The sequence below is a fragment of the Halobacillus sp. B23F22_1 genome, assembly GCF_043497005.1.
In the GTDB taxonomy this organism is placed as follows: domain Bacteria; phylum Bacillota; class Bacilli; order Bacillales; family Halobacillaceae; genus Halobacillus_A.
Window position 1 is genome coordinate 898682 of record NZ_JBIEKE010000001.1, and the last position, 23206, is coordinate 921887.

The following is a 23206-nucleotide window of genomic DNA, read 5'->3' on the forward strand; positions in this document are numbered from 1 at the left end:
TTTCTCACTTCCCTTAGCATTGCCTTTATTCATTTATAACACGGGTAACATTTGCAACAAACACAATAATTGTATGTATTACAATAAAAAATCAGCTTCAAAAGTAAATCTAAAGTTAAGAATTTGTGCTTTTAATGAAGAGATAGTAAGATATTCAATAACAAAAACATACAATTGAATTAATTGTATGTAGGGTGGGGGTGTAATTTATGCCAGTAAATTCATTCGATCAATATCCTATGTCTTGGAGACCAGACAAGTCCTCCTTAACACGGCCTATCTATCTTTCCTTAGCCAATTTGTTAGAAAAAGACATCATTAGTGGACATTTAACTCCTGGTACTAAACTTCCTCCTCAGCGTGAACTTGCTGATTTTCTTGATATCAACTTCACGACGATTACGCGTGCGTATAAACTGTGTGAAAAGAAGGGATTAATTTTTGCGATTACAGGAAAAGGCACGTTTATATCCCCTAACGCTGCGAGGACTATAACGATATCGAAAGAGGCTGGCTATACAGATATCGACCTTGCTTTTGGGGCTACCTTTGAACAAACAAACTTTATGGTGGTAGATACTATAAGAGAGGTGGCAGCACAGAAAAGTGTGGAAGAACTCCTCAATTATAATAACCCAGCTGGATTACCTCACCATAAAAAGGCAGCACTAAAGTGGTTAAAACCCCTGAATATTGAAGCGAATACAAATCAATTGGCAATAGTATCCGGAGCGCAGAGTGCTTTAGCCATAGCTCTATCCAGTCTTTTTGAGCCGGGAAATCGTATTGCCACAGACTTTTTTACGTACGCAAATTTCATTCAATTGGCCCAGATGTATCATATCCAATTGATCCCTATCCAAGCAGATACGAATGGGATGTCAGCAGCTGAGCTCGATAAAATATGTTCTAAAACAAATATCCATGGAGTTTTTTTAATGCCATCCGGTTGTAATCCTACAGCACATATGGTTTCGAATAGCAGAAAAAGAGAGCTAGCTGAAATCATTAAAAAGCACCGTATCCTTCTCATAGAGGACGAAATTAACGCCTTATTCATTGCCGACAAATCGTATGACTACAAACAGCCGATGTTTAATCTGCTGCCAGAGCAAACCGTTTATATTAACAGTACCTCGAAGAGCATATGCTCTGGCCTTAGGGTAGCCTACATGATATTTGGAGATAGTCTGTCTAAAAAAATAATCGAAGGAATTTATAATATAAATACAAAGCCTTCTTCTCTTGATATAGAGGTTGTTTCACAACTGGTTCTTACAGGAAAAGCTCATTCTATTTTCAAACAAAAAAAGTCCTTACTACAGGAAGCGAATAAAATATATAACTCCTACTTTCCTATAAGTAATGAATACGAAAACCCGTTAAGCTATTTTCGTTGGCTGCCCATTAACAGTAAAGCACCCGGCCTTCAAGTTGAGGAAGAAATAAAAAAGAAGCAAGTTTATGTTCTTCATTCGGATCGATTTATCAGTGGTGGACAATCTTCCACTAATAAGTATCTGAGAATTTCTATGGCTGCCACAAATTCCTTTGAAGAATTGAATGAGGGTTTAGATAGACTTAGAATCCACCTCGACCATCTGAATTAGTTTATTTGAATTATCTTACTTACCTTATACTTGCTAAGTAAAACTAGAGGGCGCAAGATATTGCTTTTTTAAGTTTATCTTGAAGCTGAGTTTTATATAAACGGGGGCGATAGCTGCACATTAGCTATCGCCTATTGTGTTAATTGAGTAGTTTATTTAAAGCGCTTATAAATTATTTGTGCTATGTTTAAAAACAATAATAAAGAGAGAGGATGGATTATGATTTCGTACCAAATAGAGAAATTAAATCCAAAAGATTATAATAAGTGCAGTAATATTTGGGATATGGAAAAGAAACCGAAAATGGCTAAGATGTTTTATGACGAATTGGTATGTGGAAACAGAATTACTTTTATTTATTTGGAGAATAACGAGTTTATAGGTGAAGGTTCATTAGTTTTACGAAACAATGACCCAGATTATACTATTCCAGATAAACGAATTTATCTATCTCGTATGAATGTTAAAGAAGAATACCGCAATTGGGAATAGGTAGCATTATTGTTGATTATCTGACTGATTATGCTAAACAACTCGGATATGAGGAAATAACAATTGGTGTAGATATAGGTAACTTAAACGCAAGACATCTATATGAAAAGAAGGGTTTTACAACTGTATTATACCTTGGTAAAGATGAATATGGTAAATATGTAAAACTTCTAAAAAATTTAAAATAGACTGCTTAATAAGTACTTTGAATGTGTGAGAATGTTCTTGCACTAACGGGTGCTTAATTAAAGAATTATGCGGAAATATTTTGAAATCGAGTCTTAAAGAATAGGGGGCGATTCTTGAATAGAGCCTTTGTCTTTTTTACATAAGCACAAGGAGATCAGGCATTAAGGAATTTAACTGACAAAGCAGTTACTTTTAGAAGGGACGGTTTTTTTAAAACTCGAGCCACTAAACGCCAAATTGTTTTAAATGGTGGTCAAGATGCTTATAGATTCCTTTTCCCCATTGTTCCGAAGTAAGTTTTCCGAAAAAAGGATGTGGATGATCAGTACATGCCTCTGGGCCATTCTTCTGAAATATTATAATTTTTTGTTTCAGTTTTTCTCTTTCTATTTCGAAATCTCTTTTAGATGTAATTAAAATGGTTGGAATAGTGGACATATTGTGGTCTAAAGGTTTGTCATTATAAAAGATGGGTTTTGCAAATCTACCTACTAATAACCCTAACCAACCTCTTCGGGGCAAAGAAAATCCCATTGCGATATCTTGGAAAGATGAGCAATGAGCTAACATTTGAGATACATCCATTTTCCCCCATTTTGGTTGTGAATTTACATTTAAGTTTTCAATACGATTTAATATTTCATCTGTGTAGGTGATTTCAAAAATATTATTCATTAGAATACTCCTTTAGTTTTATTTTAACGCAAAAATGCCCTCGATTATTTAATATATAATTCAATGTCAACGTTATATAATCCTTTTAACTAACGGGTGCTTTAGTTTGAAATCTACTTTGGCAGTTATTGTTCTCGCCCCGATCTAGATCTTAAGAATGAGGAATTAATTTGTAAAATTATTGATTTTTTTCATAAAATTGGTACTAGTTTCACTAGTGAAACTATTTGTTTTTTTTTACTATAAACATAACAGGGTAAAACAAATTCAAAAAAAGTTAGAGGAGGAAAATTTTTATGTTACAAAAGAGAGCTTTGGTGTTTCTTACAATTACCACCACCTTATTAATTGGGCTGTTGTTATTCCCGATAGCATCTTTGGCAGCAGGTGAAACAGAAAAACAAGACTCCATCGAAGATCTTGAAACTATGACCTATAAAGAAAAAGAAAATTATTTTGATAAGCAAACTAAAAGAATTAATAACTCGTATGAAGTTAATGAAGTTTTCTCTGAAAAAGATGAAAAGATAATAAAGGCTGCTGCCAGATTTGAAGAAAACAAAATGAAGCCTCAATTTGTCGATCAGGAATGGCGATTTTTTGGTTCAAGAATAAATGACTCTATTGGAATTTCGGGACAAGTGTCAGGGAACGTATATATTGATGTAGGTTGGTGGAACCACACTCTTTCAGTCAATGGAACTGTGGACGGTACAAATGGAGTAGATCAATCTCGTGTTCGTGTCCATTTTGTAAGTTATGGTCTTATTGGAAGTAGTGGGGTGGGTAAAACCAACGATTTTTGGTTGAATTCTGGCTGGGTAAAAAACAACTATGCTACCCTGAATACTTCTCACGACTTTTCTGGTAATATCGTTTATCACACTACAGATGTTTATGGGGAGCTACAAAATAACAGAGGTACACTGGTGATTCCAGGAAGAGCCATATAGAATCGGAAAAATTCAAACGTTGTTGTCAAGTAACATGCACCGTTTTGCCCCTTTGGATATGCCTTGTCCGAAGGGGTTTCTTAGGGTGAGGTTATACTACAATCGGGTTCCTTGGTTTAATTGGATTCAATAAGAGGGGTGGACAAATGATAAAGCAAGGAACATTGCCCATTTATGCAGGTCTTATTTGGATGCTTTTATTTGCGGCGATGAGCTTTTATTGGGCGGCTGGAGGAAGGGTTGGGGTCAAGTCGGTAGGAGGAGAGATTTCCCACAAAGTCCTTAATGGAGAACAGGATATTATTGCAATTGTCTGGTTGACGGGCTTTGGCAAATTGGGAGGAGCCATTATCCTATTATTAATGTTAAAAAAATGGCGTCATGTGAAAATAAATAAAATATTATCGTCTCTTACAATAGTGGCGGGAGTATTTATGCTGTTATACGGTCTTGTTAATTTTATTACGATTTCGTTAGCTGGACTGCATGTGTTGGAGTTTGATTTAAGTCCTTTTGCTCTCAAGTGGAGGCTTATTTTCTGGGAACCTTTTTGGATGGCCGGTGGTGTTCTATATCTCATGGCGGGCATCAATGTACGCCAGATCAAATTAAAGCGAGATTAGCTAACAATTCTTAGGCTTGAAAAACTGTATGAGTAAAATCTAACGATAGGAAGTAATTGATTACAATTGGTATGGCAAGAAAGTAAGTGAACAGACTTTTAATGGTGAACCGAAGGAAGAGCTTAAACTATTTCAAAAGCAAGATAGAATTCAAAAAATTCAAGTGTTCATAGTGGTCTTTGCACTTATGTCTTTGGCGCTATGGTGGGGCAAGGAGAAAAAACGTTATATATATAGTAGTGCCTTTATGTTTTTACTTCTAGTTGTTGTTGATATTATTATGGTAAACAAATTTAGTTAAATGAAGGATGAATTAATCTTTGAAGCTAAAAAAAATGCGCTTTTACTATCATTTTCTTCATTTTGTTAGCAATAGTTTATTTAAAAGTGCTTACTCAATTCACAGGTGATGACCCGGCAGGTCCGATATCACTAGGTTTAATTGGAATGATAGCAACAAGTGTCGTTGCAGCTTTTGTAGACGTTCTTCAAAAGCCTTTAAGAAATGTCTTAGATGAGCAACCATAAATCTTAAGAATCTTGCAGGAAAAAGAAAAAACACATTGAATATTTTGGTAAGTGGGTATTTAAATATTTGTAATTACTCGGTAGCGTGTTGTGTCATCCTATACCATCTTAGTCCTTGGGGAAGTCTGTATGTTTTTAAAGTGATTAAATCGGAGGGGTATGAAAATGGAGGTAAAAACACTTTTGCTACAACAATGGGCAAGTTGCTTAGATGAAGAAGACTGGTTTCCACCACTTGAAAAAGTGCTGGAGAATATTACTCTTGAACAGGCAATTTGGAAACCAGCTAATGGTACAATGAATTCCATTTGGGAATTAGTTAGTCATTTGCTTTTTTATGAAAAGAGATATCTGATGAGGTTTCTTGGTGAAACAGCGAATGTACCACAGGCTGAAAATAATGAATCTACCTTTAGTCTGCCAGTTGAGACGGTGGAAAATTGGAAGGAAACAAAACAAGAATACTTTTATGTTCACCGTGAACTTGAAAAAATACTAGTAAAATCAGACCATGAAGATTTGTATCGACCCGTCCCTGAAGAAGATAATCCGTTAGTACTTGAACTGAAGAGTTTAGCCATGCACAACGCCTATCATATTGGACAAATTGTACTCCTTAGTAAAATGCAAGGAGCTTGGGCAGAGAACCGAAGCTTTTAAAAAAGGTTTATTAGCTTTATAGTTTATCCATTATAGGGGGAAAATCTGAATAAATATAAGATGACTCCAAGCGGGCGTGATGAATTCAACTCATTATGGAGCCGGGAACTTCGGGTAGCAAGGTTATGGCTCAATCTGGGGTGAATGCAGGAAAATTCGAAGCAGCAGAATAAAGCACCCAGTGGAGTATTTCACTCTACTGGGTGCTTTATTCTTTCTACTGTCCAATCTACTGTACTAGCATGTTCAATTGAATTTAGTTTATTCGCTAATAATTTTGCTTCTTTATAATCAGTGAGAGTCTTAGTAGTAGTAGTACCGGTGTCCTTTAATGTTTCTATACTACCATCATTTAATCGTCGAATAATTCTGTACATGTTTATCAGCTCCTAATTGGTTTATAGAAGTGAAAACATTATACCAAGAAAATCCAAATGATAGTATACCCTAAAAGTATGAAAATTAAACAAAATAAAACACAATGCTGAACATTGTGTTGAGGTTTAAATCAGAATGAAAGCAATATTTATTTTCCCTCTTCTTTTAATGCTGATTGAATTAATTTAATTTGTGAATCAAGAATTTCTAGGGTATCGATGTCTTTGAAATGGGATCTATCTTCAATCATTATATCCAATTCCCTTTTTAATAGTAATGTTTCACATTTATCTAGGGATGCCTGCATAATAGTACTCCTATTTAAGTGAATTATTTATCAGTTCCCCTAAATAATGTAAGTGAAACGAGTTTATTATAAAAAGTTATATTTTTTTATGTATTGAAAGTAGACAAAATCGATAATAAAGAAAGTTATACCAAGCGGGTAACTAACTGAAAAATTAAGTTATTTCATCAGGAAGGTCACTAAGAAATAAAGCTTTACTTAAAAGTTTTATATCACTATGTATTTGCTCCTGGATACTTGGTTCCTTACATTTATAATAATCATCGGTCAACCGTTTAAGCTCATGGCATATTAGTTCTATTGGAACCATTGAATATTTCCTTTCTAACAGGGTTACTAGGATAAGGTTACAAAAATGTTATAGATAAAAGAGGAGAAAAATACCGAATCAATTAGGAAAATAGTTTCAAGCAAGGTCTTATATCTTTATTTATGTAATCATTTTTTCCTTTTTATGTAGATTGTCGTTATTATAAATTTGGTAGTATTGAATGTCAATGGTATATTACTTGCTTTCTATATTGAAACTGAGTCTTCAGATAAGGGAGCAATTCATGAATAATGGATTAGGTCCTTTGTCTCGTTAAAGGGGAGTTGGTGTTTAAAAGAGTAATTTTCCTTGTTGCATAAGCATAGAGGCTATTATTAATATAACTTATAAATTTAACCAATAGTACTAAAAACAATAAAATAATATATATTGATTTGGAAATTATTTCTACATGAATTATATTAGACATAAGAATCTATTTTAGGAGGGATTGGATGGATGTAATGATGTATTTATTTCTTGCAGCATTGTTAATCCCAGCAAATATATACGTAATCAAATGGCATAGGAGTGGGAGTTTCCCCCTCTTAGTTTCTGGTATTATATTAGCCGTTCTTGGTGTTGGGCTTGGGTTTACTGTGGGGGGAATAGTGATGGGTCCTGGTAATTCTGGTCATGGAGGGGCTTTAATGGCAGCTTTTGTAGGTATTTTTATAGTGGCTAATGGATTAATACATGTCTTCGCAGGACTTAATTACGACAGAGAGGCTCAAACTTATATTGATTTTACGAATAGAGAGGAGGGTGTGCATGGCTGATTATATTATGAAAGTACGTGAAAAAGTCGGAACGATGCCCCTCGTTGTAAGTGTGGCAGGCTGTCTAATTCTAGATGATCAGGATAGAGTTTTATTGCAGCATCGAACTGACAACCATCATTGGTCGCATCCCGGAGGAGTAGTGGAAATTGGAGAAGCAGTAGAAGATACTGTTACAAGAGAAGTATTGGAAGAGACAGGTTTACGAGTACAAGAGCTAGAGCTTTTTAATATTTATTCTGGTGACTCCCAACATTATGTTTATCCGAATGGTGATGAAGTCTATTTTGTTAATGTTATTTACATATGTAAGAATTACGAAGGTATACTAGCAGCAGATCAAGACGAGAGTAAAGACGTGCAGTTTTTTAAACTAGGATCCTTACCTGAAATGACTCCTAATAATCAAATAATTTTAGATGATCTTAAGAAGAAAATAGTAATCTAATATAATTTTGCATATGGGGACTGTAGGGTTACTCAACTCGTAAGTGTGTCAATTAACTTTTAAATTTTCTTTTTACATTTTAAAAAATAAAACGTCTAGCAGGAAAACACTAGACGTTTTTATTGCTAGTTATCAACCACAAGATTTTTCTCAAAACGATGCCCATCTTTATCCGCGCCAATGACAATCAAAATATCGCTGACTTTAACTTCCTCCGTTGCCATCGGCGAGATGATTACGTTCTTTCCGCGTTTAATGGCTACGATGTTACATCCATAGTGGGCGCGGATATCTAAATCAACCAGAGTCTTCCCGCTCTGGCTTCAATAACACTATGGTCGTCTGATAACTCGATGTTGTCTAATATATTGTCTGACACGATATGATGACCTCTATGGCAAGGAGTGAGCCCCCTTCCACTCCTGCGGAAGAACGAGTGAGCCGAGAGGGGCTTTCGCTCCTGACGGCAAGAAGGGTTTCACCACAAGCTGAGGGAGCGACTTTATTATAGACTGCTTCCTTTTTATTAAAGTTATAAAAGATAACAGATTTGTTCAGACTGTGGTTTTTAATAATTGATTTTTCCCTGTCACCTGCCCATTTCTCAAATAGACGCGCGGAATGCGTTTTCCGATCAGACAAGCCGTTTCGTAATGAATCGTTCCCATAAGATCGGCTGCTTCATCCATCGAAATAAAACCTTCAGATGGTTCTCCGAAGACGGTAACGGTATCTGTTTCTTTTATATCTTCGAGTTCCGTAACATCAATCATTGTCTGATCCATGCATATTCTTCCGACAATCGGGGCCCTTTTTCCTCGGACTACTACGTCGCCTTTATTAGAAAGTAAACGGGAAAGACCGTCCGCATATCCGATAGGAAGGGTCGCGATGGTACTTGGATGTGTTGTGGTAAAAGTACGGCCATAGCTGATCGTCTCATTTGCTTCCACAGTTTTTATCAGGATGGGTTTCACCTTCAGGCTCATCACTTGCTTTAAGGGAACAAGGGGCTTTAAATGCTCTGCCGGATACAAGCCATACAGACTGATTCCGACCCGTACCATATCCAGGTGCATCTCGGGATAAGCGATTGTTCCTGCACTGTTGCAGCAATGTTTAATTGGAATAGAAATGTGATTTTCCATAAAATCAATAAGCTGGCAGAAGGCAGCAAATTGTTCTTTCGTATAGGCAGGGTCCGGATGATCGGCATCTGCAAAGTGGGTAAACGCCCCTTCGACAAATACATAGTCTGAGGTGAGAGCATGGATAATCTGCAGAGCTTGTTTTGCATCTACTATTCCAACCCGGTTCATTCCAGTTTCTATTTTTAAGTGCACATGTGCAGTCTTTTTTAGAGATTCTGCTGTCCGTCGGATGCTTTCCGCTGCCTCTGTAGTGAAAACGGTGAGGGTGATTTCCTGGCTGATTGCTGTTTCTACGGCATCCGGCGGGGTGTAGCCGAGAACAAGGATGGGTTCATCAATCCCTGCCTCACGAAGGAGTAATGCTTCATCAAGAAGGGCAACAGCCAAATAATCAGCACCGGCGGCCACTGCTTCTTTTGCCATTGCTTCCGCTCCATGGCCGTACCCGTCCGCTTTGACTACGGCCATCAGTTTTGTGTTTGATGAAATATGTTGTTTGAATGCCAATAGATTTTCCAAAAAGGCGTCCAGGGATACTTCTGCCCACGCCTCACGATAACTTCCATGATCCATGTGAGTTACCTCCCTTCATATAGTTAATAAAAATATCCTTCTGCCAGAGCGGCAGTAGGATATTTTTTGATTAATGTACGATTACTGCTTCACGTAAAGCGCTTTCTGGAGGGAGATACTCATAGCCAAGGTCCTCCGCAACGGCTTTATACGTTACTTTACCATTGACGACGTTCAGTCCTGAAAGGATAGCGGCATTATCCTGAACGGCCTGAGTGACACCTTTTGCAGCGATTTGGACTGCATACGGAACGGTGACATTCGTAAGTCCCTCGGTAGCCGTACGTGGCACAGCGCCGGGGATATTGGCTACTGCATAATGAAGCACGCCGTGTTTTTCGTAAATGGGCTTATCGTGGGTAGTGGGATGGTCCACCGTTTCAAAATTTCCACCCTGATCAATGGCAACATCTACAATTACTGATCCCTGCTGCATGGCTTGTACCATTTCATCCGATACCAATTTTGGAGCTTTTCTTCCAGGAATTAAAACAGAGCCGATGACCAGGTCAGAATTCTTCACTGCTTCTGCGATATTTAATGGATTGGACATTACGGTGTTGATGCTGGAGCCGAAAATATCATCCAATTCACGCAGGCGAACAGGGTTCAGGTCAATGATTGTTACTTCTGCTCCGTACCCAAGGGCGATTTTAGCTGCGTTGGTACCGACGACACCGCCACCGATCACGGTCACTTTTCCGCGTTTTACTCCAGGGATTCCGCTGAGAAGGATCCCTTTTCCTCCTTGTGATTTTTCTAAATACTGCGCACCAAGTTGAGCAGCCATTCGACCGGCGACTTCGCTCATCGGAGTAAGCAATGGTAAAGTCCGATCTACTGTAATGGTTTCGTAAGCGATGGCAGTGACTTCATTTTCAATTAATGCCTCTGCTAATTCTGGTTCCGCTGCCAGGTGGAGATAGGTGAAAAGGATAAGGTCCTTACGGAAATAGTCGTATTCTTCCTTTAGTGGTTCTTTTACTTTCATAATCATATCCGCTTTGGCCCAGACGTCAGAAGCATGGTCGAGGATTTCTGCACCAGCTTCAATATATTCTTCATCTGTGAAGCCGCTTCCCAAACCGGCTCCTTTTTCAATATAGACGGTTTGCCCGGCATTTATCAGATGAACAACTCCAGCTGGTGTCATGGCTACACGATTTTCGTTATTCTTTATTTCCTTAGGTACACTAATAATCACGATTCATCTCTCCTTTTTTCTATGTTTTCCACTCCATCGTAACTTTCTATTAAAGCCCTTTCATCGGGCAAACAGCTAAATAAAAAAAGCATGCTTTGTGTAAATGCACAAAGCATGCTTAATCCAATTTTAAAGTAATTAAGTCCAAATACAGGCTCACCTTCTGGTTTGGGTTATGAAGATCGATTCCCCCGACTTCCCGGATCCGCTTCAACCGGTAATTCATCGTATTTGGATGAATATACAACTGCTTCGCTGCACGGTATACGTTATTGTCATTCTTAAGGTAGGTCTCTAACGAATGCACGAGGCAGGTATCGTTGTCTTCATCGTATCGCCGGAGATATTCAATTTGCCTGTTATGGTAATGGTTCTTTCTCTGAAAATCATGTAATCGCTCAATAAATTGATACACCCCTAAATCTTCATACAACGTTACATCGGCAAGTTCTTCTGGGAACATGTTCTTTAATCTCAGTACTTCCGCAGCCTGATGATAAGAATGAACAATCTCTTGCGAGGGTGAGTATGTCATTCCAGCTGATCCATACATCTCCTGTAACTGCAATTGGCCGCTCAATTTCATAATGAATTGCTGAATAAATTCTATTAATGTCGGTTTCGGGGCATCGTTATCTTTGAGACGCACCAGCATAATAAAATAATTATCGTCGAACAGTCTAGTAATCACTGAGACTTTCACTTGCGTCTCTGATAAATAATAAGCATGTTTCTCCATTTGCTCAGTGACTACATCGGAAAAGTTTATAATGACAATAGCTTTATTACCTTCCAGGTTCATATTGTACTGTTTTGCCTTAAGGAGGATTTCATCATTATCCCAAAAGTCGCCTCGAAGCAGCTGCCAAAAGAAGTCTTTATATCCTTCCTCCGATTTACGCCGTCTCTTTCTGCGTTGAAGCAGGAACCTTTTTACATAAAAGGATGCTTTCTTAAATAACTCGATTTCTTCATTCGTGAACGTAGAGTCCGAAACGTGTGCCCAAATAAACCCCATGATTTCATTATTCTTCCGGATTGAAATCGCAACACGATTGCCGAGACCTGTTTCCCTCATCTCGGGAATTACAACAGGATCATCACTGTCAATCAGCTTAGGCAGAATTCCATTTTTCCATAACCCATTAATCACTTTATCAGGAACTTTAAGGTTAATAATAGTAGCTACGCGCACCTCATCGATGTTACTGGAATGCCTGCTGTATGAAATTAAACTATGGTTGGAATCTTCTATTGTAATAGGACAGTTAAAAATATCAGCAATACGATCGGCGAGTTCTTCAATGGATACATGGCTTTCATTTAGCTGCTCTTTCAGGGTGTCTGGGTGTATGTTCATATGTTCGCTCCTTCATGTCCGTCCGTTTGAGTAAATACACAAACCGTTGCATTCTTATTTTAGTATATTTACAATTAAAATTCACCATCAGAATGGTATAGTTTTACCCAAGAGTGAACAGGAGGACTAATATGAAACATGCATTTGTAATTGGAAGCGCTTTTATAGGTGTTATCGTCGGGGCTGGATTTGCCTCAGGACAAGAGGTGCTTCAGTATTTTACCAGCTTCGGCATAATGGGAATCATTGGGGCTGTTATTGCAACCGCTTTATTTGCTTACGCAGGGATGACACTCGTATGGATTGGAAGCCGGTTGAAAACCACCTCCCACAAGGAAGTCATTTACCAAATAAGCGGAAAGGTGTTAGGAACCGTTATTGATTATGTACTCATCTTCACCTTGTTCGGTGTGGGAGTTGTCATGATTGCAGGTGCAGGATCGAACCTTAATCAACAGTTTGGTTTACCGGTAGTTGCAGGAACCATTATTATGACTATACTTGTTTTTTTAGCGGGCATGTTAAAGGTCGACCGCGTAGTCAATATTATCGGCAGCATCACGCCTTTCCTCATTTTATTCGTACTGCTCATATCCGTTTTCAGTTTTATGACAGCAGACGGTACATTTGCTGAATTGGACAGTAAGGCTAACGAGTTGACTACAACATTGCCGAACTGGTTCATCTCTACTATCAATTATGTATCTTTTAATATAGCAGTAGGGGCATCCATGGCATTGGTCATGGGCGGTGCTGAAACGAATCGTAAAACAGCAGCGCTGGGAGGATTAATAGGAGGTCTAGGTATTGGCCTTCTCATCATATTAAGTAACCTGGCTATCTTTTCAAAAGTGGAGCACGCTGGACAAGCAGACCTGCCGATGCTGGCCATCGTCAGTGATGTATCGCCGGTATTAGGAGTAGTCATGTCAATCGTTATATTCGCCATGATTTTCAATACAGCTCTCAGCATGTTCTATTCGTTTGCGGCCAGGTTTTCTACAGTTGAAACCAAACAGTTTAAGGTATTTTTCACCGGTACGATGGCGGTAGGTTTTATTGTCAGTTTCTTCGGTTTTACTAAACTGGTTGCCTACTTCTACCCGCTGATCGGTTATCTTGGTCTGACGTTAATTGCGGTGTTAATCGTTACACCATTTCGGATGAAGAAGGGCTTTAAGCAGGAAAAGGAAAGTCAGTTCATGGAAGAGAAACGAGCAACGAGTTAATCCAGGTACAATAATCAATTAATGGTGTTAATATTATGGAAAAACCCCTAAGAGCGAAGGTTGAATAAACCGGATCTCAGGGGTTTTTTAGTGCTTTTTTTCAGTAAGAATATTCTAGTGCTGTGAACAGTACCGGAAAAATTTATGGCAGAACAGCCATTTATAGATAAAGCAAAGTATAAAAAAACTCCCTCACAGGGAGCTTTTTGATGGTTTATGATCTGATATATTAACTCGATTATTTTCAAACGTTTTATCAATTTCATTCAATGTTTTTAAAACCCGGTTACTTGATACTTTCATGTTCTTCATTTTTGCTTTTGAATGCGTACGTCTTTCAGCTGATGGTTCAGAGGCCACAATAATTACATCATCGTTATTATAATGCATTTTGTTATTTGAAGTCATATTTCATTCCTCCTATAAGATCAGCTAAAAAGTCCGTGTAAAGAATATTTGTTTTCTCCATTATAGCATATTCGATTTCCTTACCGAATGCTTTCACCTTGGTCTTATCCCATGTATGGTCTAAAGGGTAATGAAAACATAGTACATAGTCACTTGTATTTAGTGCGTAATAAAGCAGATTTTTATTTTGAGAATATCCTATCATATTCTGCGGGGTTGTATATGCCCTTACTACATAAGATGTCTCATCTTCTAAATCATATTCAAGTGTTGGACTTGTAGTGCCTGTATAACCACAGAGTTTCATTTTGCCTTCATGCTTTTTATAGACGGTTATTGTATTGCAGTCTTTAAAGGTGCCCACTGCTTCTTCTAATATTGTATCAGGGCGTTGATAAATGTGGCCTCCTTTTAACGGAGTCTTGGCCATTTCCAGGAATTCATTCCAATCTGATACTGTTCCAGCAGCTAAATATGAAAGAAGAGTTAGAGTATATTCTTGATATACCTCAAAATCACGTGCTGCAATAGCATTTTCATGAATACCTTCCTTCATGGGTACAAGTTTAATACCTTCTTTTAAACGGTCACTTAAATATCCATTAATTTTCTTATAAAATTCAGGAGATTGAGCTAGTACAAGCTCTTCTGTCCATATTCCTTGAGCTTGTACATCATATATGAAGGCCCAAATAAAAGGGTGGATATTTTTTAATCTTTCTTGTTGACCAGCAGGTAAATCCATTAATACAGTATCCACGGCATCAATGGTATAGTCAGGGTAGCGGTAGTTATCTTTTTTATACTGTTCCATTTTTGCGGTAAGGTCTGCCTTTATGTAATCTTCATAATACTGCTTAACAGTTAAATCGATAAACGTAATGATATATTTATCTTCTTTTACTGCTGTTCTAAATTCCTGATAGGTTGGAGTACATTTCTCTTCATCCCAATAAGTCCCTACATTATCATTGATCAGCAATATGAAAATGTCAGACTCTATGACTTTTTCAATGCATGTCTTCATGAAGTCTTCATGCCATGGATAGAAGTTGTCTTCAAATAATAGTGGCCTGTGCCCAGCATTTTCAAGATGCTCTTTTAAGTTTTTTCTTAACGGAATGAGCTGGTTATCATAAGCAGAACTAATAAAAAGTTTACATTGATTTGGCATCATACCCCTCCCCTATATTGATGATAGCACAGCTCAAAAAGTAAAAATACTGTATATAGTAAATACTTCCACTAGTAATAATAACCCTTTATAAAATCCTGAATTTTACCATCGCTCCGTATAAACACTTTCCTTGGGAGCGGCATAAACTTCCTTGATGAGCAACGTTCCTGCGGGATCTTCGGCTCGCACTGTTCCCGGAGGGAGTCTGCGTGTTTTAACTGCGCTTACACGATTCAGTTTTTATCGTTCGTTTTATGACCTTGAGGCTTTACTTATGTTCCGGCCTCTTTCTTATTTGAAAGGAAAGAAACCATTGTGAAAAGGTAAGTGCTTTGAAATAATTGGATATAAGTTATCGGTAAATGGAGGGGTTGAGGGTGGTTTCAAGGTACGATAATATCGTTTCTATGGTAGAAGAAATCAAGGAGAAAAATAAAAGCTCTGCTGCTGCACTCACAGTAATAAGAGATAATGAAATAGTTTTAGATCACTATAGCGGGACTTATTCCAATACGAGCAGCGCACTACCTGTAAATGAAAATTCTAGATTCAATGTAGCGTCTGCCAGGAAGAGTTATTTAGGATTGTGCATTGCGTTTGCTTTATATGAAGGAAAAATACATAGCCTTGATGATTATGTTAGTGACTATTTTAATGACATAGACCCAGACATACTTAAAGATACCACTATACGGCATATGGTCACTCACACGCACGGTTTAAATGAGAATTCAGAAGGGGATATCATCAGAGAGTTCAATCCTGGAGAAAAATGGGCTTATAGAGGCATCAACATCAAACGAATGACTCAATTAATCCGTAAAATTTATGGCGTTCCCTTTCCAGAATTTTTGTCTGCAAAAGTGTTCTCACCAATGGGGTTGACTCAAACGTGGTGGGAAACTAAAGACAGTGATGATTTAGTAAAAGTAATCAATGACCCTAATAGGAATGGAGAAGATACAACAGGTTCTACGGAAGATGGAATGGAATCTAACCTATTTGTTTCTGCCCGTGAATTTGCTCTTTGGGGAAACCTCTTCCTAAATAAAGGGGAAATGAATGGAAGGCGAATTGTTCCTAAGGAGGTAATCGAACTAGCGATCAATATACATACACCGGATCATCTAGCCAAAGATTTTCCTCGTAATGGTATGTTTTGGTATGTGCAGGATACTCCAAGAAAATGGAGTGAATTAGGTGATCGAGTGCCAAGGGGTTCTTTTCAAATCTTAGGAGTGACGGGGCCGACCTTAGTAGTGATCCCAAAATACAATGTTGTCATCGCAAAAATGTACAATAAGAGATACAACTACGGAAACGAGAACTATCTTTATTACCTGAAAAAGTTCAGCAGCATAGGAGCCGATACATTTCAGTAGTTATATACAAAGAAATACTGTTTAATATTTTACTCCCAAAAATTCAGGATATTTTCGGGAGATTGAATACATTTTTATCGATAACTTTAGCAGAAAATTTTTATTTGATTCTCAGTGATCCCTTTAATTAATCTCAGTTCACTAATCAAAAATTCTTGTGTGTTATCAAACATTTTTTTTTCGCTTGTATTAAGCGCTTTTTCTTTCTTCATACGTTTTAAATCTCGTACAACTTCAGCACTTTCTTGTATATCACCTGTTTTTATTTTGTCCGTGTTCACTTTAAATCTCTGTTTCCACGGCAGTGCTCTATCTGATTCTCCATCTTGAAAAATGTGTATGATGTGTTTTAATGCAATTAAGTCAGTAATGGGACGTATACTTGAACTCAATATTTTCCCTGTTGGAATCAGGACTTGCATATTACTGATTAACATTTTGATGACATAATACTCTTGTTTTTTTCCTGAGATTTCCTTTTCTTCTATGGCTTTAATTAGACCTACTCCGTGCATTGGATAAACAATGTTATCGCCAATTTGAAACAAAAAATCCACCTCCATATGTGGTTACCTTAGTAAGTTTAACACACATATCATTTTTATCAAAATTTTAATAATAACATAATTTAAACTTAACAATCAACTGTTTTTCTTTGAAATTAGCAAAAATTACATATTAGGCTTTGTCTCATTAGTGTGGTTTATTCAAATAGAAGAGTTTGATTACACAAGATAGCTTTAAGGAGTGAGGCTATGGAAGACTATAGGAGCGTCTAACCAAATTAAAGGTTAGTAATTAAAGCGTTATAATTTAATATATTCTCAATTTATAAAGGTAGGGGATGTTGGTGAGTAAAACTAATGCTATTATATTTAGCAGTTTAATTTTAGCAACTATATTTGGAATATTTGGTCAAGGAATGGCTTACTTTTTGAAAGAAAAGGTCGTTGAAATACCTCCGATATACTATTTATCCGGTTTAACAATATTAAGTGTCATCTTATATGTAAGCGGTTTTGTTTTGACATATATTCAATATAAGAAACAAAAAATTGATATGGACAAAATGGGGGTATATTTTTCTTTATTTGGCTTTATTGGGCTGCTTACTTCTGGTTGGTCTTTATTTGTTTTGGCTATGTGGTGGGGGTAAACTGAAACTGCCATAGAGTGTATTTATATTAATCTCGTAATAACCCCCTCAGGGAGGAAATTATATGAAGAAGCAAGTATTGTTTATTCACAGTGCAGGTCCCCAGGAAGGAAAGCAGGGAAGTAGTCATTTAATCGCATACTTACAAAAATCACTTAGTGTGGATTACCATTTTTCGTCTCCGGCCATGCCGGATCCTGAAAACCCGGGTTATGGTCCGTGGAAGAACGCATTGAAAGAGGAACTTTCTAAGTTGAAAGGTGACGTCATTCTGGCCGGCCATTCACTAGGTGGATCTGTCCTCTTAAAATATCTCTCGGAAGAAGCTTGTGACTTATCCATCGCTGGCTTATTTGTGTTGGGATCGCCATACTGGGGGCTCGATAAAGAGTGGCCGTTTAAAGAATTCGAACTCTCTGAGGATTTCGCTTCAAGACTGCCTCACATTTCACAAATCTTTCTATATCACAGCCGTAATGATGAAGTTGTTCCGTTCAGCCATTTTGAACACTATGCTTCTAAGATTTCCCATGCGAAGACCCGGGTCTTCAAATACGGCGGGCATTTGTTTCAAGAGGAGCTGCCTGAACTCGTATATGATATCGAGTCTTGCAAATAAGTTGATTTGGAGTCTCGTAGCTAACGTAAAACTCTAGAAAGAATCACCATTTTAATCTGCTAGAAAGTTCACCCGGCCTGATTCACACTAAGAACAGTGATCGTAACCAGGATGAGCACCATTCCAAGAAGTTGAATGGAGGTCAAATGATCTCCAATAAACAGTACGCCAAACAACGAGGCTGTCACCGGCTCTACCATAGCGACCATGGAAGCAGTAGTAGGAGGAGTCCAGTAAATTCCAAACACATAGAATATAAATGGAATTCCAACACCCAAAACTCCTAATAGAAGAAACCACCCGATGTCATTTGACGTCAACACAGAAACGGCCTCATCCTTTTTCGTAAAAAGAGAAAGGGTGAGACAAAATACAAAAAAGGTAATGGTTAATGTAGTCTGCGGCTTTCCGATCGAAGATGCGTTTTTAAACCCAAATATAAACAATACATAAGAAAGACCAGCAGCAAGTCCTGCGGCTGCCCCCAGGAAACTTACTGAAATCGATTCAGTGTTGTAGGCACCTGTAAGAAGGATGATGCCTATAAGCACAGCGGCTATGCACCCCCATTTAAACCAAGTCGAACGTTCGATCCGCAATAAAAAGGAGATTAAAAGGACAAATACCGGTGCTGTGTACATTAAAGTAGCAGCCACAGCAATGCTTGAGACCTGAATACTCAAAAAATAAAAAATAAAGTTTCCGGCCACACCAATTCCCGCTAATAGCGACCATATGTATAAACGAGGGGAGAAACTCCAATTTTGTCTAAAACGAAAGAGAAACCACGGGAAAAAACACAAAAATCCTATCGCTCCTCCGTAAAGTGAAACCACTAAAGGCCCCCACCCTTTGGTCATTAAAATATCAGCAATTCCTCCGCTAACGCCCCAGCATATAGCGGCTAGCATAACTAAGCCTATACTTGTGAACCTCATCTCGTGCCTCCTGAAAGAGAAATAATGCTTCGAAATTTTTTATTATTCTAGTAGAAATCCAGCATGGCCTTAATAACGTAAATACAAGAGACAGCCAATTTTCTATACGCAAGTAACCAAAGGTACTAACGGTATTTCCTTTTAATCTTCACACATAAACCTGGTTTGCTCGTACGCGTTATGAGGGTTTAAGTAGGTTTAATTTAAAGAGGAATATCCATTTTTGAAACTAAGATAGAATCTAAACGTAATAAAGAAAAGAGAGAAAATGGAGGAAAAGACTAGGAGTGCTGCAATAACCTTAACGATGGTAGGGTCTAATCAAACTTCTAATATAAATGGAACTTTTGAAAGTGGCAACGAATGCAAAGGTCACGGACGGTAGAACGGAATGACGGAGACAGACTATTATGGAAACAACAGTTTTTTCGATTAAGTTACAGTGGGAGAATGTAAAACAAATGAACTTTTAATAATTTGCAGGAAAAAGGAAGTGTCATTGAGAATGGAATTCAAATTCGGGAATTTTGCCATTGTTCTTCCCTCTTTACACTTTACGATTATCACGGTGATAATTTTTATCTTTTTAGTAAAGTGGAGCAGGCAATTAGAAACAGGGCGTTTTAAAATTTTCTTATATTTTTTAATTAGTACATATATTGCTCCAATTTACTCGCATGGTACAGAAGAGGGGGTCTTTGAGTTATGGCTGCCTCTCGGATTTATAATAATTTTATTTTACTTTTTGCGTAGTAAAACAAGGCATTCTTCTAAAATAAAAGCGAGTATTTTAGGGCTTTGTATCGCTTTATACAGTTAATACATATATATTGAGCAGTAGTGGTATGATTTTGCAGTTGCAGTTATAGTAAGGGGTGCTTATATGAAGTTAAAATGTTTTGGAGTTGGACTTGCAGCCACACTTTCTGCTTTGATTTATGGATTATATACAAATGAATGGGAAACGGCTGTCAAAATAATAGGGATAAGTGCTGCTGTTCCTTTATTAATTACCGGCACTTTAACAGGAGCATTTGTAAGTGGAGACAGGCACAGGGCAAATTACCATACAGAAGTTAAGGGAGATAGGAACAGTAAGAGCAAACGGATAAATGGACTTTTGGTAATGAGTGCTCCGAATGCCGTTCTAATAATTATTCTTATTGTAATAGCCACTAAAAATAATTGAATTCAATATTCTCTCTTTAGAGCTCGATCTTGATTATTTTACGGAGGAATGAACGTGGAAATAGACATTGATTCATTAGTTACTTTCATTATTTTATGGGGGTGCCCTAGTGTCGCTATTGTAGTGAAATATCTTAAGATGAATAAAGCAGAAAGGCAGGAGGCCATAGATGACTTCAAAACCTTACGTTCCATTTTCACCATGGGCTTTCTAGTGTTTGGTGGTTTTCTATCTTCTTTAGGGAACCTTATTTCTATAAATACCCTAAAGTATGTTGGGATTACGCTATTGGCAGTGGCTGGCGTCACTACTGGGGTGACTTTGTGGAGTGATAGTAAAATTAGGAGTTTAATCACAGCATTTTTAGTTACAGCAGCTATTTTTGCATGGATTTGATTTTCGCTCATGGCGTTGGTCACTAAATTGTTTCTGCTGGTATTGAGGACGATTGAGGGGGGGGAGGAAGTGAGGAGAAATCCAGGTATTATTTCTTCTGTTTTATTTTTAATTAGTTTAGTGGCATATACTTCAATGCTGTTTGGTAATGAAATCTTTTTATTTACCGGAGTAATTGTTTCTATAATAGGGAAGGTGTTCGCACTGTTTTCTAAAAAAGGTATATACAGAAAGATTGGATTGATTGGTAATGGATTGATAGTCTTAGTTTTAATAATCGTTCCCTTAATTGTCACTACATTTTTCTGGAATACTCCTTAATTCCTGCAAGGGAGTACTAAACGAAGAGGAAGAAATTAATAATTTGCGTAGGTTATATAACCCAAATTATCAATAGAAATATAATAATAATAAAAAAGGCTCCTGTTTTATATTTTTTCTCCTTGTATATCATTGCAAAGGTTAGAGTACTGCCTATAATCAACCCGACAGTAATTAGAGTGTAATTAATAATAATGCTGTCAGAAGTGTTAACATTAATGATGTAAATGATCATTATTAAAGGCAGTATTACATAAGAAGCTAGCTTATCGAAATTTATATACATACAACCCCTCCATATATGAATTACATTTCATTCTGACTCAACATTTCCTGATTCTCCTCTCTTACTCAAAATAACATTTCTGTACAAAAAAGATAATGACCTCCACTCTTTTTCTGTTTCTTCGGCAAGCAGACGTTTTTTTAGATCGAACGCGCACCTGGTATTATTGTGCCTTTCATTTTTAAAAATTTAATATTGAATTCTCCATTTATTATGTAATAATAGTAAAACAGATTAAATTGTTAGAAAAAATACAATATTATTAATTTTGATCAGGGGGGATTCGAGATGTCTGATACCAGGACGGCGATGATCGTCGGCGGGGGAATAGGCGGGCTAGTTACGGCTCTTAAACTTCACCGCGTTGGCGTGTCGGTGCGTGTCTTTGAAAGTGTAGAAACGATTAAAGCATTGGGGGTTGGAATTAATCTATTACCTCATGCGGTGAAGGTTCTGACGGAACTTGACCTGGATGATGAGCTTAAAAAGGAAGGTCTTCCAACGGCTGAGCTTATTTATGTAAATAAGTTCGGCAAGAAGATTTGGCAGGAGGATCGTGGGCTGAATGCCGGCTATCATTGGCCTCAATATTCGATCCATCGCGGCCGGCTGCAAATGATTTTGCTGAATGCTGTTAAAGAACGCATTGGTGAGGATGCTGTTTATACGGGTCATCACTTGCATTCATTTCAAATGTTTGGTGACAAGGTAACCGCTCATTTTAATAATAAAAAAACTGGGGAACATGCGGGTACGTATAGCGCCGATACTATGATCGCAGCCGATGGCATCCATTCGGCCGTCCGTAAATTCTACTACCCAAATGAAGGAGAGCCGAAATTCAGTGGCAGGATTTTATGGCGTGGTATGACAGAATCCGCTTCCTTTATGACGGGTAAGTCGATGATTATGGCTGGTTATCAGGATCAAAAATTTGTGGCCTATCCTGTATGTCCAAGAGCGAATGAAAATGGGCGCTCTCTTGTCAATTGGATTGCTGAACTGAAAGTGGATGATGAATTGATTTCACAGGCAGACTGGAATCAGGAAATCGATAAGGAAAAATTTGCGCCTTATTTTGCTGATTGGGATTTTGGCTGGTTGAATGTCCCCCGGTTAATTGAAGAAACAGATGCTGTTTATGAATTCCCGATGGTTGACCGTGATCCGGTCCCTCGTTGGACATTCGGGCGTATAACCTTGCTTGGAGATGCTGCCCACCCGATGTACCCGATTGGATCGAATGGAGCGTCGCAGGCGATTCTTGATGCTGAGGCTTTAGCCCAGACCTTTGCAGAAGAGCCGAATACCGAAGCTGCTTTACTAGCCTATGAACAAGCAAGACTGGAACCAACAGCTAATATCGTTCGAACGAATCGGCAGAACGGGCCTGAAGTCGTCATGCAGATGGTCGAAGATCGTGCGCCTGATGGTTTTGATAAGTTGGAAGATGTGATTACGTATGATGAGCTTGCGGAAGTTGCTAATAAATATAAAAAGCTTGCCGGTTTTGATCGGGAGACATTGAATAGTAAATAGGAGTGCAGCTATGATCGAACACATTGTATTAGTTAAGTTTTCTCAGGAAACAACAACTGAACAGAAGCAGGAGCTGATCCGCCGGACACTGCGGCTGAAGAACATAATCCCGGGAATCGTGGATATTCAGCAGGGGATCAATTTTTCCAATCGCAGCCAGGGGTATGAAGTCGGACTGACCGTGCGGTTTAAGGATAGGGATTCTCTGGAAAATTATGGGCCGCATCCCGCCCATCAGGAAATTGTTTCTTATTTGAAAAATATCGGTCTCGAAGACAGTATTATTGTGGATTTTGAAATCTAAGCTTATTTTTAATCTTAAACTT

27 protein-coding genes and 2 pseudogenes are annotated in these 23206 nt (G+C 37.9%); 18 read left to right on the plus strand and 11 right to left on the minus strand.

Going from position 1 to position 23206, the window contains the following annotated elements; genetic code table 11:
• Positions 1-209: 209 nt before the first annotated feature.
• The 3 genes from ACGTNH_RS04605 to ACGTNH_RS04615 all read left to right on the plus strand — a co-directional run bounded on the left by ACGTNH_RS04605 (position 210) and on the right by ACGTNH_RS04615 (position 2290).
• Complete coding sequence (locus ACGTNH_RS04605; protein ID WP_394585328.1) at positions 210-1610, plus strand: aminotransferase-like domain-containing protein; 1401 nt, start codon at positions 210-212, stop codon at positions 1608-1610.
• 219 nt (positions 1611-1829) lie between these two features.
• Complete coding sequence (locus tag ACGTNH_RS04610; RefSeq protein ID WP_394585330.1) at positions 1830-2102, plus strand: GNAT family N-acetyltransferase; 273 nt, start codon at positions 1830-1832, stop codon at positions 2100-2102.
• On the plus strand, positions 2093-2290 hold the full coding sequence (locus ACGTNH_RS04615; RefSeq protein WP_394585331.1) for a GNAT family N-acetyltransferase: 198 nt from the start codon (positions 2093-2095) through the stop codon (positions 2288-2290). Before ACGTNH_RS04610 ends, ACGTNH_RS04615 begins: the two co-directional genes overlap by 10 nt.
• Positions 2291-2516: 226 nt before the next feature.
• On the opposite strand, the gene ACGTNH_RS04620 is transcribed toward ACGTNH_RS04615, so the two are convergent.
• Entirely contained in the window at positions 2517-2966 is a 450-nt protein-coding gene (locus ACGTNH_RS04620; RefSeq protein WP_394585332.1) for a DUF1569 domain-containing protein, read from the minus strand.
• A gap of 296 nt (positions 2967-3262) precedes the next feature.
• Here ACGTNH_RS04620 and ACGTNH_RS04625 point away from each other — a divergent pair, with 296 nt between their 5' ends.
• The 4 genes and pseudogenes from ACGTNH_RS04625 to ACGTNH_RS04640 all read left to right on the plus strand — a co-directional run bounded on the left by ACGTNH_RS04625 (position 3263) and on the right by ACGTNH_RS04640 (position 5730).
• On the plus strand, positions 3263-3919 hold the full coding sequence (locus tag ACGTNH_RS04625) for a hypothetical protein (RefSeq protein WP_394585334.1): 657 nt from the start codon (positions 3263-3265) through the stop codon (positions 3917-3919).
• 146 nt (positions 3920-4065) lie between these two features.
• A complete protein-coding gene (locus tag ACGTNH_RS04630; protein WP_394585336.1) occupies positions 4066-4542 on the plus strand; it encodes a DUF3995 domain-containing protein in 477 nt (158 codons plus the stop codon).
• A 330-nt stretch (positions 4543-4872) separates the two neighbouring features.
• A pseudogene (locus tag ACGTNH_RS04635) lies at positions 4873-5070 on the plus strand (DUF2975 domain-containing protein); the annotation flags it as partial.
• 165 nt (positions 5071-5235) lie between these two features.
• The gene (locus tag ACGTNH_RS04640) at positions 5236-5730 is read left to right on the plus strand and encodes a DinB family protein (protein WP_394585337.1); all 495 of its coding nucleotides are present in this window, start codon (positions 5236-5238) and stop codon (positions 5728-5730) included.
• 191 nt (positions 5731-5921) lie between these two features.
• Here ACGTNH_RS04640 and ACGTNH_RS04645 read toward each other — a convergent pair whose 3' ends face one another.
• Together ACGTNH_RS04645 and ACGTNH_RS04650 are read right to left on the minus strand one after the other, a co-directional pair.
• A complete protein-coding gene (locus tag ACGTNH_RS04645; protein WP_394585338.1) occupies positions 5922-6107 on the minus strand; it encodes a hypothetical protein in 186 nt (61 codons plus the stop codon).
• Positions 6108-6256: 149 nt separating this feature from the next.
• Positions 6257-6415: a hypothetical protein gene (locus tag ACGTNH_RS04650; RefSeq protein WP_394585339.1), complete on the minus strand. Its 159-nt coding sequence runs from the start codon at positions 6413-6415 to the stop codon at positions 6257-6259.
• A 765-nt stretch (positions 6416-7180) separates the two neighbouring features.
• On the opposite strand from ACGTNH_RS04650, the gene ACGTNH_RS04655 reads away from it, so the two are divergent.
• Both ACGTNH_RS04655 and ACGTNH_RS04660 read left to right on the plus strand, forming a co-directional pair.
• Positions 7181-7504, plus strand: coding sequence for an inner-membrane translocator (locus ACGTNH_RS04655; RefSeq protein WP_394585341.1), 324 nt, complete (start codon positions 7181-7183; stop codon positions 7502-7504).
• Entirely contained in the window at positions 7497-7952 is a 456-nt protein-coding gene (locus tag ACGTNH_RS04660) for an NUDIX hydrolase (protein ID WP_394585343.1), read from the plus strand. Before ACGTNH_RS04655 ends, ACGTNH_RS04660 begins: the two co-directional genes overlap by 8 nt.
• Positions 7953-8077: 125 nt before the next feature.
• Here ACGTNH_RS04660 and ACGTNH_RS04665 read toward each other — a convergent pair.
• The 4 genes and pseudogenes from ACGTNH_RS04665 to ACGTNH_RS04680 all read right to left on the minus strand — a co-directional run.
• Positions 8078-8340: pseudogene (locus ACGTNH_RS04665) on the minus strand (cation:proton antiporter regulatory subunit); the annotation flags it as partial.
• Positions 8341-8506: 166 nt separating this feature from the next.
• Positions 8507-9676, minus strand: coding sequence for an alanine racemase (gene alr, locus ACGTNH_RS04670; RefSeq protein ID WP_394585345.1), 1170 nt, complete (start codon positions 9674-9676; stop codon positions 8507-8509).
• Positions 9677-9746: 70 nt separating this feature from the next.
• Positions 9747-10880: an alanine dehydrogenase gene (gene ald, locus ACGTNH_RS04675; protein ID WP_394585347.1), complete on the minus strand. Its 1134-nt coding sequence runs from the start codon at positions 10878-10880 to the stop codon at positions 9747-9749.
• Between the two features lie 118 nt (positions 10881-10998).
• Positions 10999-12240 (minus strand): PucR family transcriptional regulator, encoded by a 1242-nt coding sequence (locus ACGTNH_RS04680; RefSeq protein WP_394585349.1) that lies wholly within the window; start codon positions 12238-12240, stop codon positions 10999-11001.
• A gap of 131 nt (positions 12241-12371) precedes the next feature.
• Here ACGTNH_RS04680 and ACGTNH_RS04685 point away from each other — a divergent pair, with 131 nt between their 5' ends.
• Positions 12372-13469, plus strand: coding sequence for a YkvI family membrane protein (locus ACGTNH_RS04685; RefSeq protein ID WP_394585351.1), 1098 nt, complete (start codon positions 12372-12374; stop codon positions 13467-13469).
• Between the two features lie 192 nt (positions 13470-13661).
• Here the strand turns inward: ACGTNH_RS04685 and ACGTNH_RS04690 are convergent, their stop codons facing one another.
• Both ACGTNH_RS04690 and ACGTNH_RS04695 read right to left on the minus strand, forming a co-directional pair.
• A complete protein-coding gene (locus ACGTNH_RS04690; protein WP_394585353.1) occupies positions 13662-13877 on the minus strand; it encodes a hypothetical protein in 216 nt (71 codons plus the stop codon).
• Positions 13864-15051 (minus strand): DUF4062 domain-containing protein, encoded by a 1188-nt coding sequence (locus tag ACGTNH_RS04695; protein ID WP_394585355.1) that lies wholly within the window; start codon positions 15049-15051, stop codon positions 13864-13866. Before ACGTNH_RS04695 ends, ACGTNH_RS04690 begins: the two co-directional genes overlap by 14 nt.
• A 410-nt stretch (positions 15052-15461) precedes the next feature.
• Between ACGTNH_RS04695 and ACGTNH_RS04700 the strand changes: the two genes are divergently transcribed.
• On the plus strand, positions 15462-16436 hold the full coding sequence (locus ACGTNH_RS04700; RefSeq protein WP_394586134.1) for a serine hydrolase domain-containing protein: 975 nt from the start codon (positions 15462-15464) through the stop codon (positions 16434-16436).
• A gap of 86 nt (positions 16437-16522) precedes the next feature.
• On the opposite strand, the gene ACGTNH_RS04705 is transcribed toward ACGTNH_RS04700, so the two are convergent.
• A complete protein-coding gene (locus tag ACGTNH_RS04705; protein WP_394585357.1) occupies positions 16523-16999 on the minus strand; it encodes a CarD family transcriptional regulator in 477 nt (158 codons plus the stop codon).
• A 287-nt stretch (positions 17000-17286) separates the two neighbouring features.
• Between ACGTNH_RS04705 and ACGTNH_RS04710 the strand changes: the two genes are divergently transcribed.
• Together ACGTNH_RS04710 and ACGTNH_RS04715 are read left to right on the plus strand one after the other, a co-directional pair.
• The gene (locus tag ACGTNH_RS04710; RefSeq protein ID WP_394585359.1) at positions 17287-17592 is read left to right on the plus strand and encodes a hypothetical protein; all 306 of its coding nucleotides are present in this window, start codon (positions 17287-17289) and stop codon (positions 17590-17592) included.
• A gap of 64 nt (positions 17593-17656) precedes the next feature.
• A complete protein-coding gene (locus ACGTNH_RS04715; protein ID WP_394585361.1) occupies positions 17657-18211 on the plus strand; it encodes an alpha/beta fold hydrolase in 555 nt (184 codons plus the stop codon).
• A 68-nt stretch (positions 18212-18279) separates the two neighbouring features.
• Here ACGTNH_RS04715 and ACGTNH_RS04720 read toward each other — a convergent pair whose 3' ends face one another.
• The gene (locus ACGTNH_RS04720) at positions 18280-19149 is read right to left on the minus strand and encodes a DMT family transporter (RefSeq protein WP_394585364.1); all 870 of its coding nucleotides are present in this window, start codon (positions 19147-19149) and stop codon (positions 18280-18282) included.
• An 883-nt stretch (positions 19150-20032) separates the two neighbouring features.
• Between ACGTNH_RS04720 and ACGTNH_RS04725 the strand changes: the two genes are divergently transcribed.
• The 5 genes from ACGTNH_RS04725 (at position 20033) to ACGTNH_RS04745 (ending at position 23184) form a co-directional block, all read left to right on the plus strand.
• Entirely contained in the window at positions 20033-20338 is a 306-nt protein-coding gene (locus tag ACGTNH_RS04725) for a DUF5316 family protein (protein WP_394585365.1), read from the plus strand.
• Positions 20339-20392: 54 nt separating this feature from the next.
• Entirely contained in the window at positions 20393-20734 is a 342-nt protein-coding gene (locus tag ACGTNH_RS04730; protein WP_394585368.1) for a hypothetical protein, read from the plus strand.
• Positions 20735-20803: 69 nt separating this feature from the next.
• Positions 20804-21055, plus strand: a complete 252-nt coding sequence (locus ACGTNH_RS04735; protein WP_394585370.1) for a hypothetical protein — start codon at positions 20804-20806, stop codon at positions 21053-21055.
• Positions 21056-21629: 574 nt separating this feature from the next.
• Complete coding sequence (locus ACGTNH_RS04740) at positions 21630-22880, plus strand: flavin-dependent oxidoreductase (RefSeq protein ID WP_394585372.1); 1251 nt, start codon at positions 21630-21632, stop codon at positions 22878-22880.
• Between the two features lie 10 nt (positions 22881-22890).
• Positions 22891-23184 carry a Dabb family protein gene (locus tag ACGTNH_RS04745; RefSeq protein WP_394585374.1) on the plus strand — a complete coding sequence of 98 codons (294 nt, stop codon included), beginning with the start codon at positions 22891-22893 and terminating at the stop codon, positions 23182-23184.
• Positions 23185-23206 lie beyond the last annotated feature (22 nt).

Bases quoted from the DNA above. Each gene is read 5' to 3' on its own strand.
- ACGTNH_RS04720 (WP_394585364.1), bottom strand. From the start codon at position 19,149: ATGAGGTTCACAAGTATAGGCTTAGTTATGCTAGCCGCTATATGCTGG.
- alr (WP_394585345.1), bottom strand. From the start codon at position 9,676: ATGGATCATGGAAGTTATCGTGAGGCGTGGGCAGAAGTATCCCTGGAC.
- ACGTNH_RS04655 (WP_394585341.1), top strand. From the start codon at position 7,181: ATGGATGTAATGATGTATTTATTTCTTGCAGCATTGTTAATCCCAGCA.
- ACGTNH_RS04680 (WP_394585349.1), bottom strand. From the start codon at position 12,240: ATGAACATACACCCAGACACCCTGAAAGAGCAGCTAAATGAAAGCCAT.
- ACGTNH_RS04605 (WP_394585328.1), top strand. From the start codon at position 210: ATGCCAGTAAATTCATTCGATCAATATCCTATGTCTTGGAGACCAGAC.
- ACGTNH_RS04690 (WP_394585353.1), bottom strand. From the start codon at position 13,877: ATGACTTCAAATAACAAAATGCATTATAATAACGATGATGTAATTATT.
- ACGTNH_RS04715 (WP_394585361.1), top strand. From the start codon at position 17,657: ATGAAGAAGCAAGTATTGTTTATTCACAGTGCAGGTCCCCAGGAAGGA.
- ACGTNH_RS04630 (WP_394585336.1), top strand. From the start codon at position 4,066: ATGATAAAGCAAGGAACATTGCCCATTTATGCAGGTCTTATTTGGATG.
- ACGTNH_RS04650 (WP_394585339.1), bottom strand. From the start codon at position 6,415: ATGCAGGCATCCCTAGATAAATGTGAAACATTACTATTAAAAAGGGAA.
- ACGTNH_RS04705 (WP_394585357.1), bottom strand. From the start codon at position 16,999: ATGGAGGTGGATTTTTTGTTTCAAATTGGCGATAACATTGTTTATCCA.
- ACGTNH_RS04740 (WP_394585372.1), top strand. From the start codon at position 21,630: ATGTCTGATACCAGGACGGCGATGATCGTCGGCGGGGGAATAGGCGGG.
- ACGTNH_RS04640 (WP_394585337.1), top strand. From the start codon at position 5,236: ATGGAGGTAAAAACACTTTTGCTACAACAATGGGCAAGTTGCTTAGAT.
- ACGTNH_RS04610 (WP_394585330.1), top strand. From the start codon at position 1,830: ATGATTTCGTACCAAATAGAGAAATTAAATCCAAAAGATTATAATAAG.
- ACGTNH_RS04685 (WP_394585351.1), top strand. From the start codon at position 12,372: ATGAAACATGCATTTGTAATTGGAAGCGCTTTTATAGGTGTTATCGTC.
- ACGTNH_RS04625 (WP_394585334.1), top strand. From the start codon at position 3,263: ATGTTACAAAAGAGAGCTTTGGTGTTTCTTACAATTACCACCACCTTA.
- ACGTNH_RS04620 (WP_394585332.1), bottom strand. From the start codon at position 2,966: ATGAATAATATTTTTGAAATCACCTACACAGATGAAATATTAAATCGT.
- ACGTNH_RS04695 (WP_394585355.1), bottom strand. From the start codon at position 15,051: ATGCCAAATCAATGTAAACTTTTTATTAGTTCTGCTTATGATAACCAG.
- ACGTNH_RS04725 (WP_394585365.1), top strand. From the start codon at position 20,033: ATGAAGTTAAAATGTTTTGGAGTTGGACTTGCAGCCACACTTTCTGCT.
- ACGTNH_RS04660 (WP_394585343.1), top strand. From the start codon at position 7,497: ATGGCTGATTATATTATGAAAGTACGTGAAAAAGTCGGAACGATGCCC.
- ACGTNH_RS04745 (WP_394585374.1), top strand. From the start codon at position 22,891: ATGATCGAACACATTGTATTAGTTAAGTTTTCTCAGGAAACAACAACT.
- ACGTNH_RS04645 (WP_394585338.1), bottom strand. From the start codon at position 6,107: ATGTACAGAATTATTCGACGATTAAATGATGGTAGTATAGAAACATTA.
- ACGTNH_RS04700 (WP_394586134.1), top strand. From the start codon at position 15,462: ATGGTAGAAGAAATCAAGGAGAAAAATAAAAGCTCTGCTGCTGCACTC.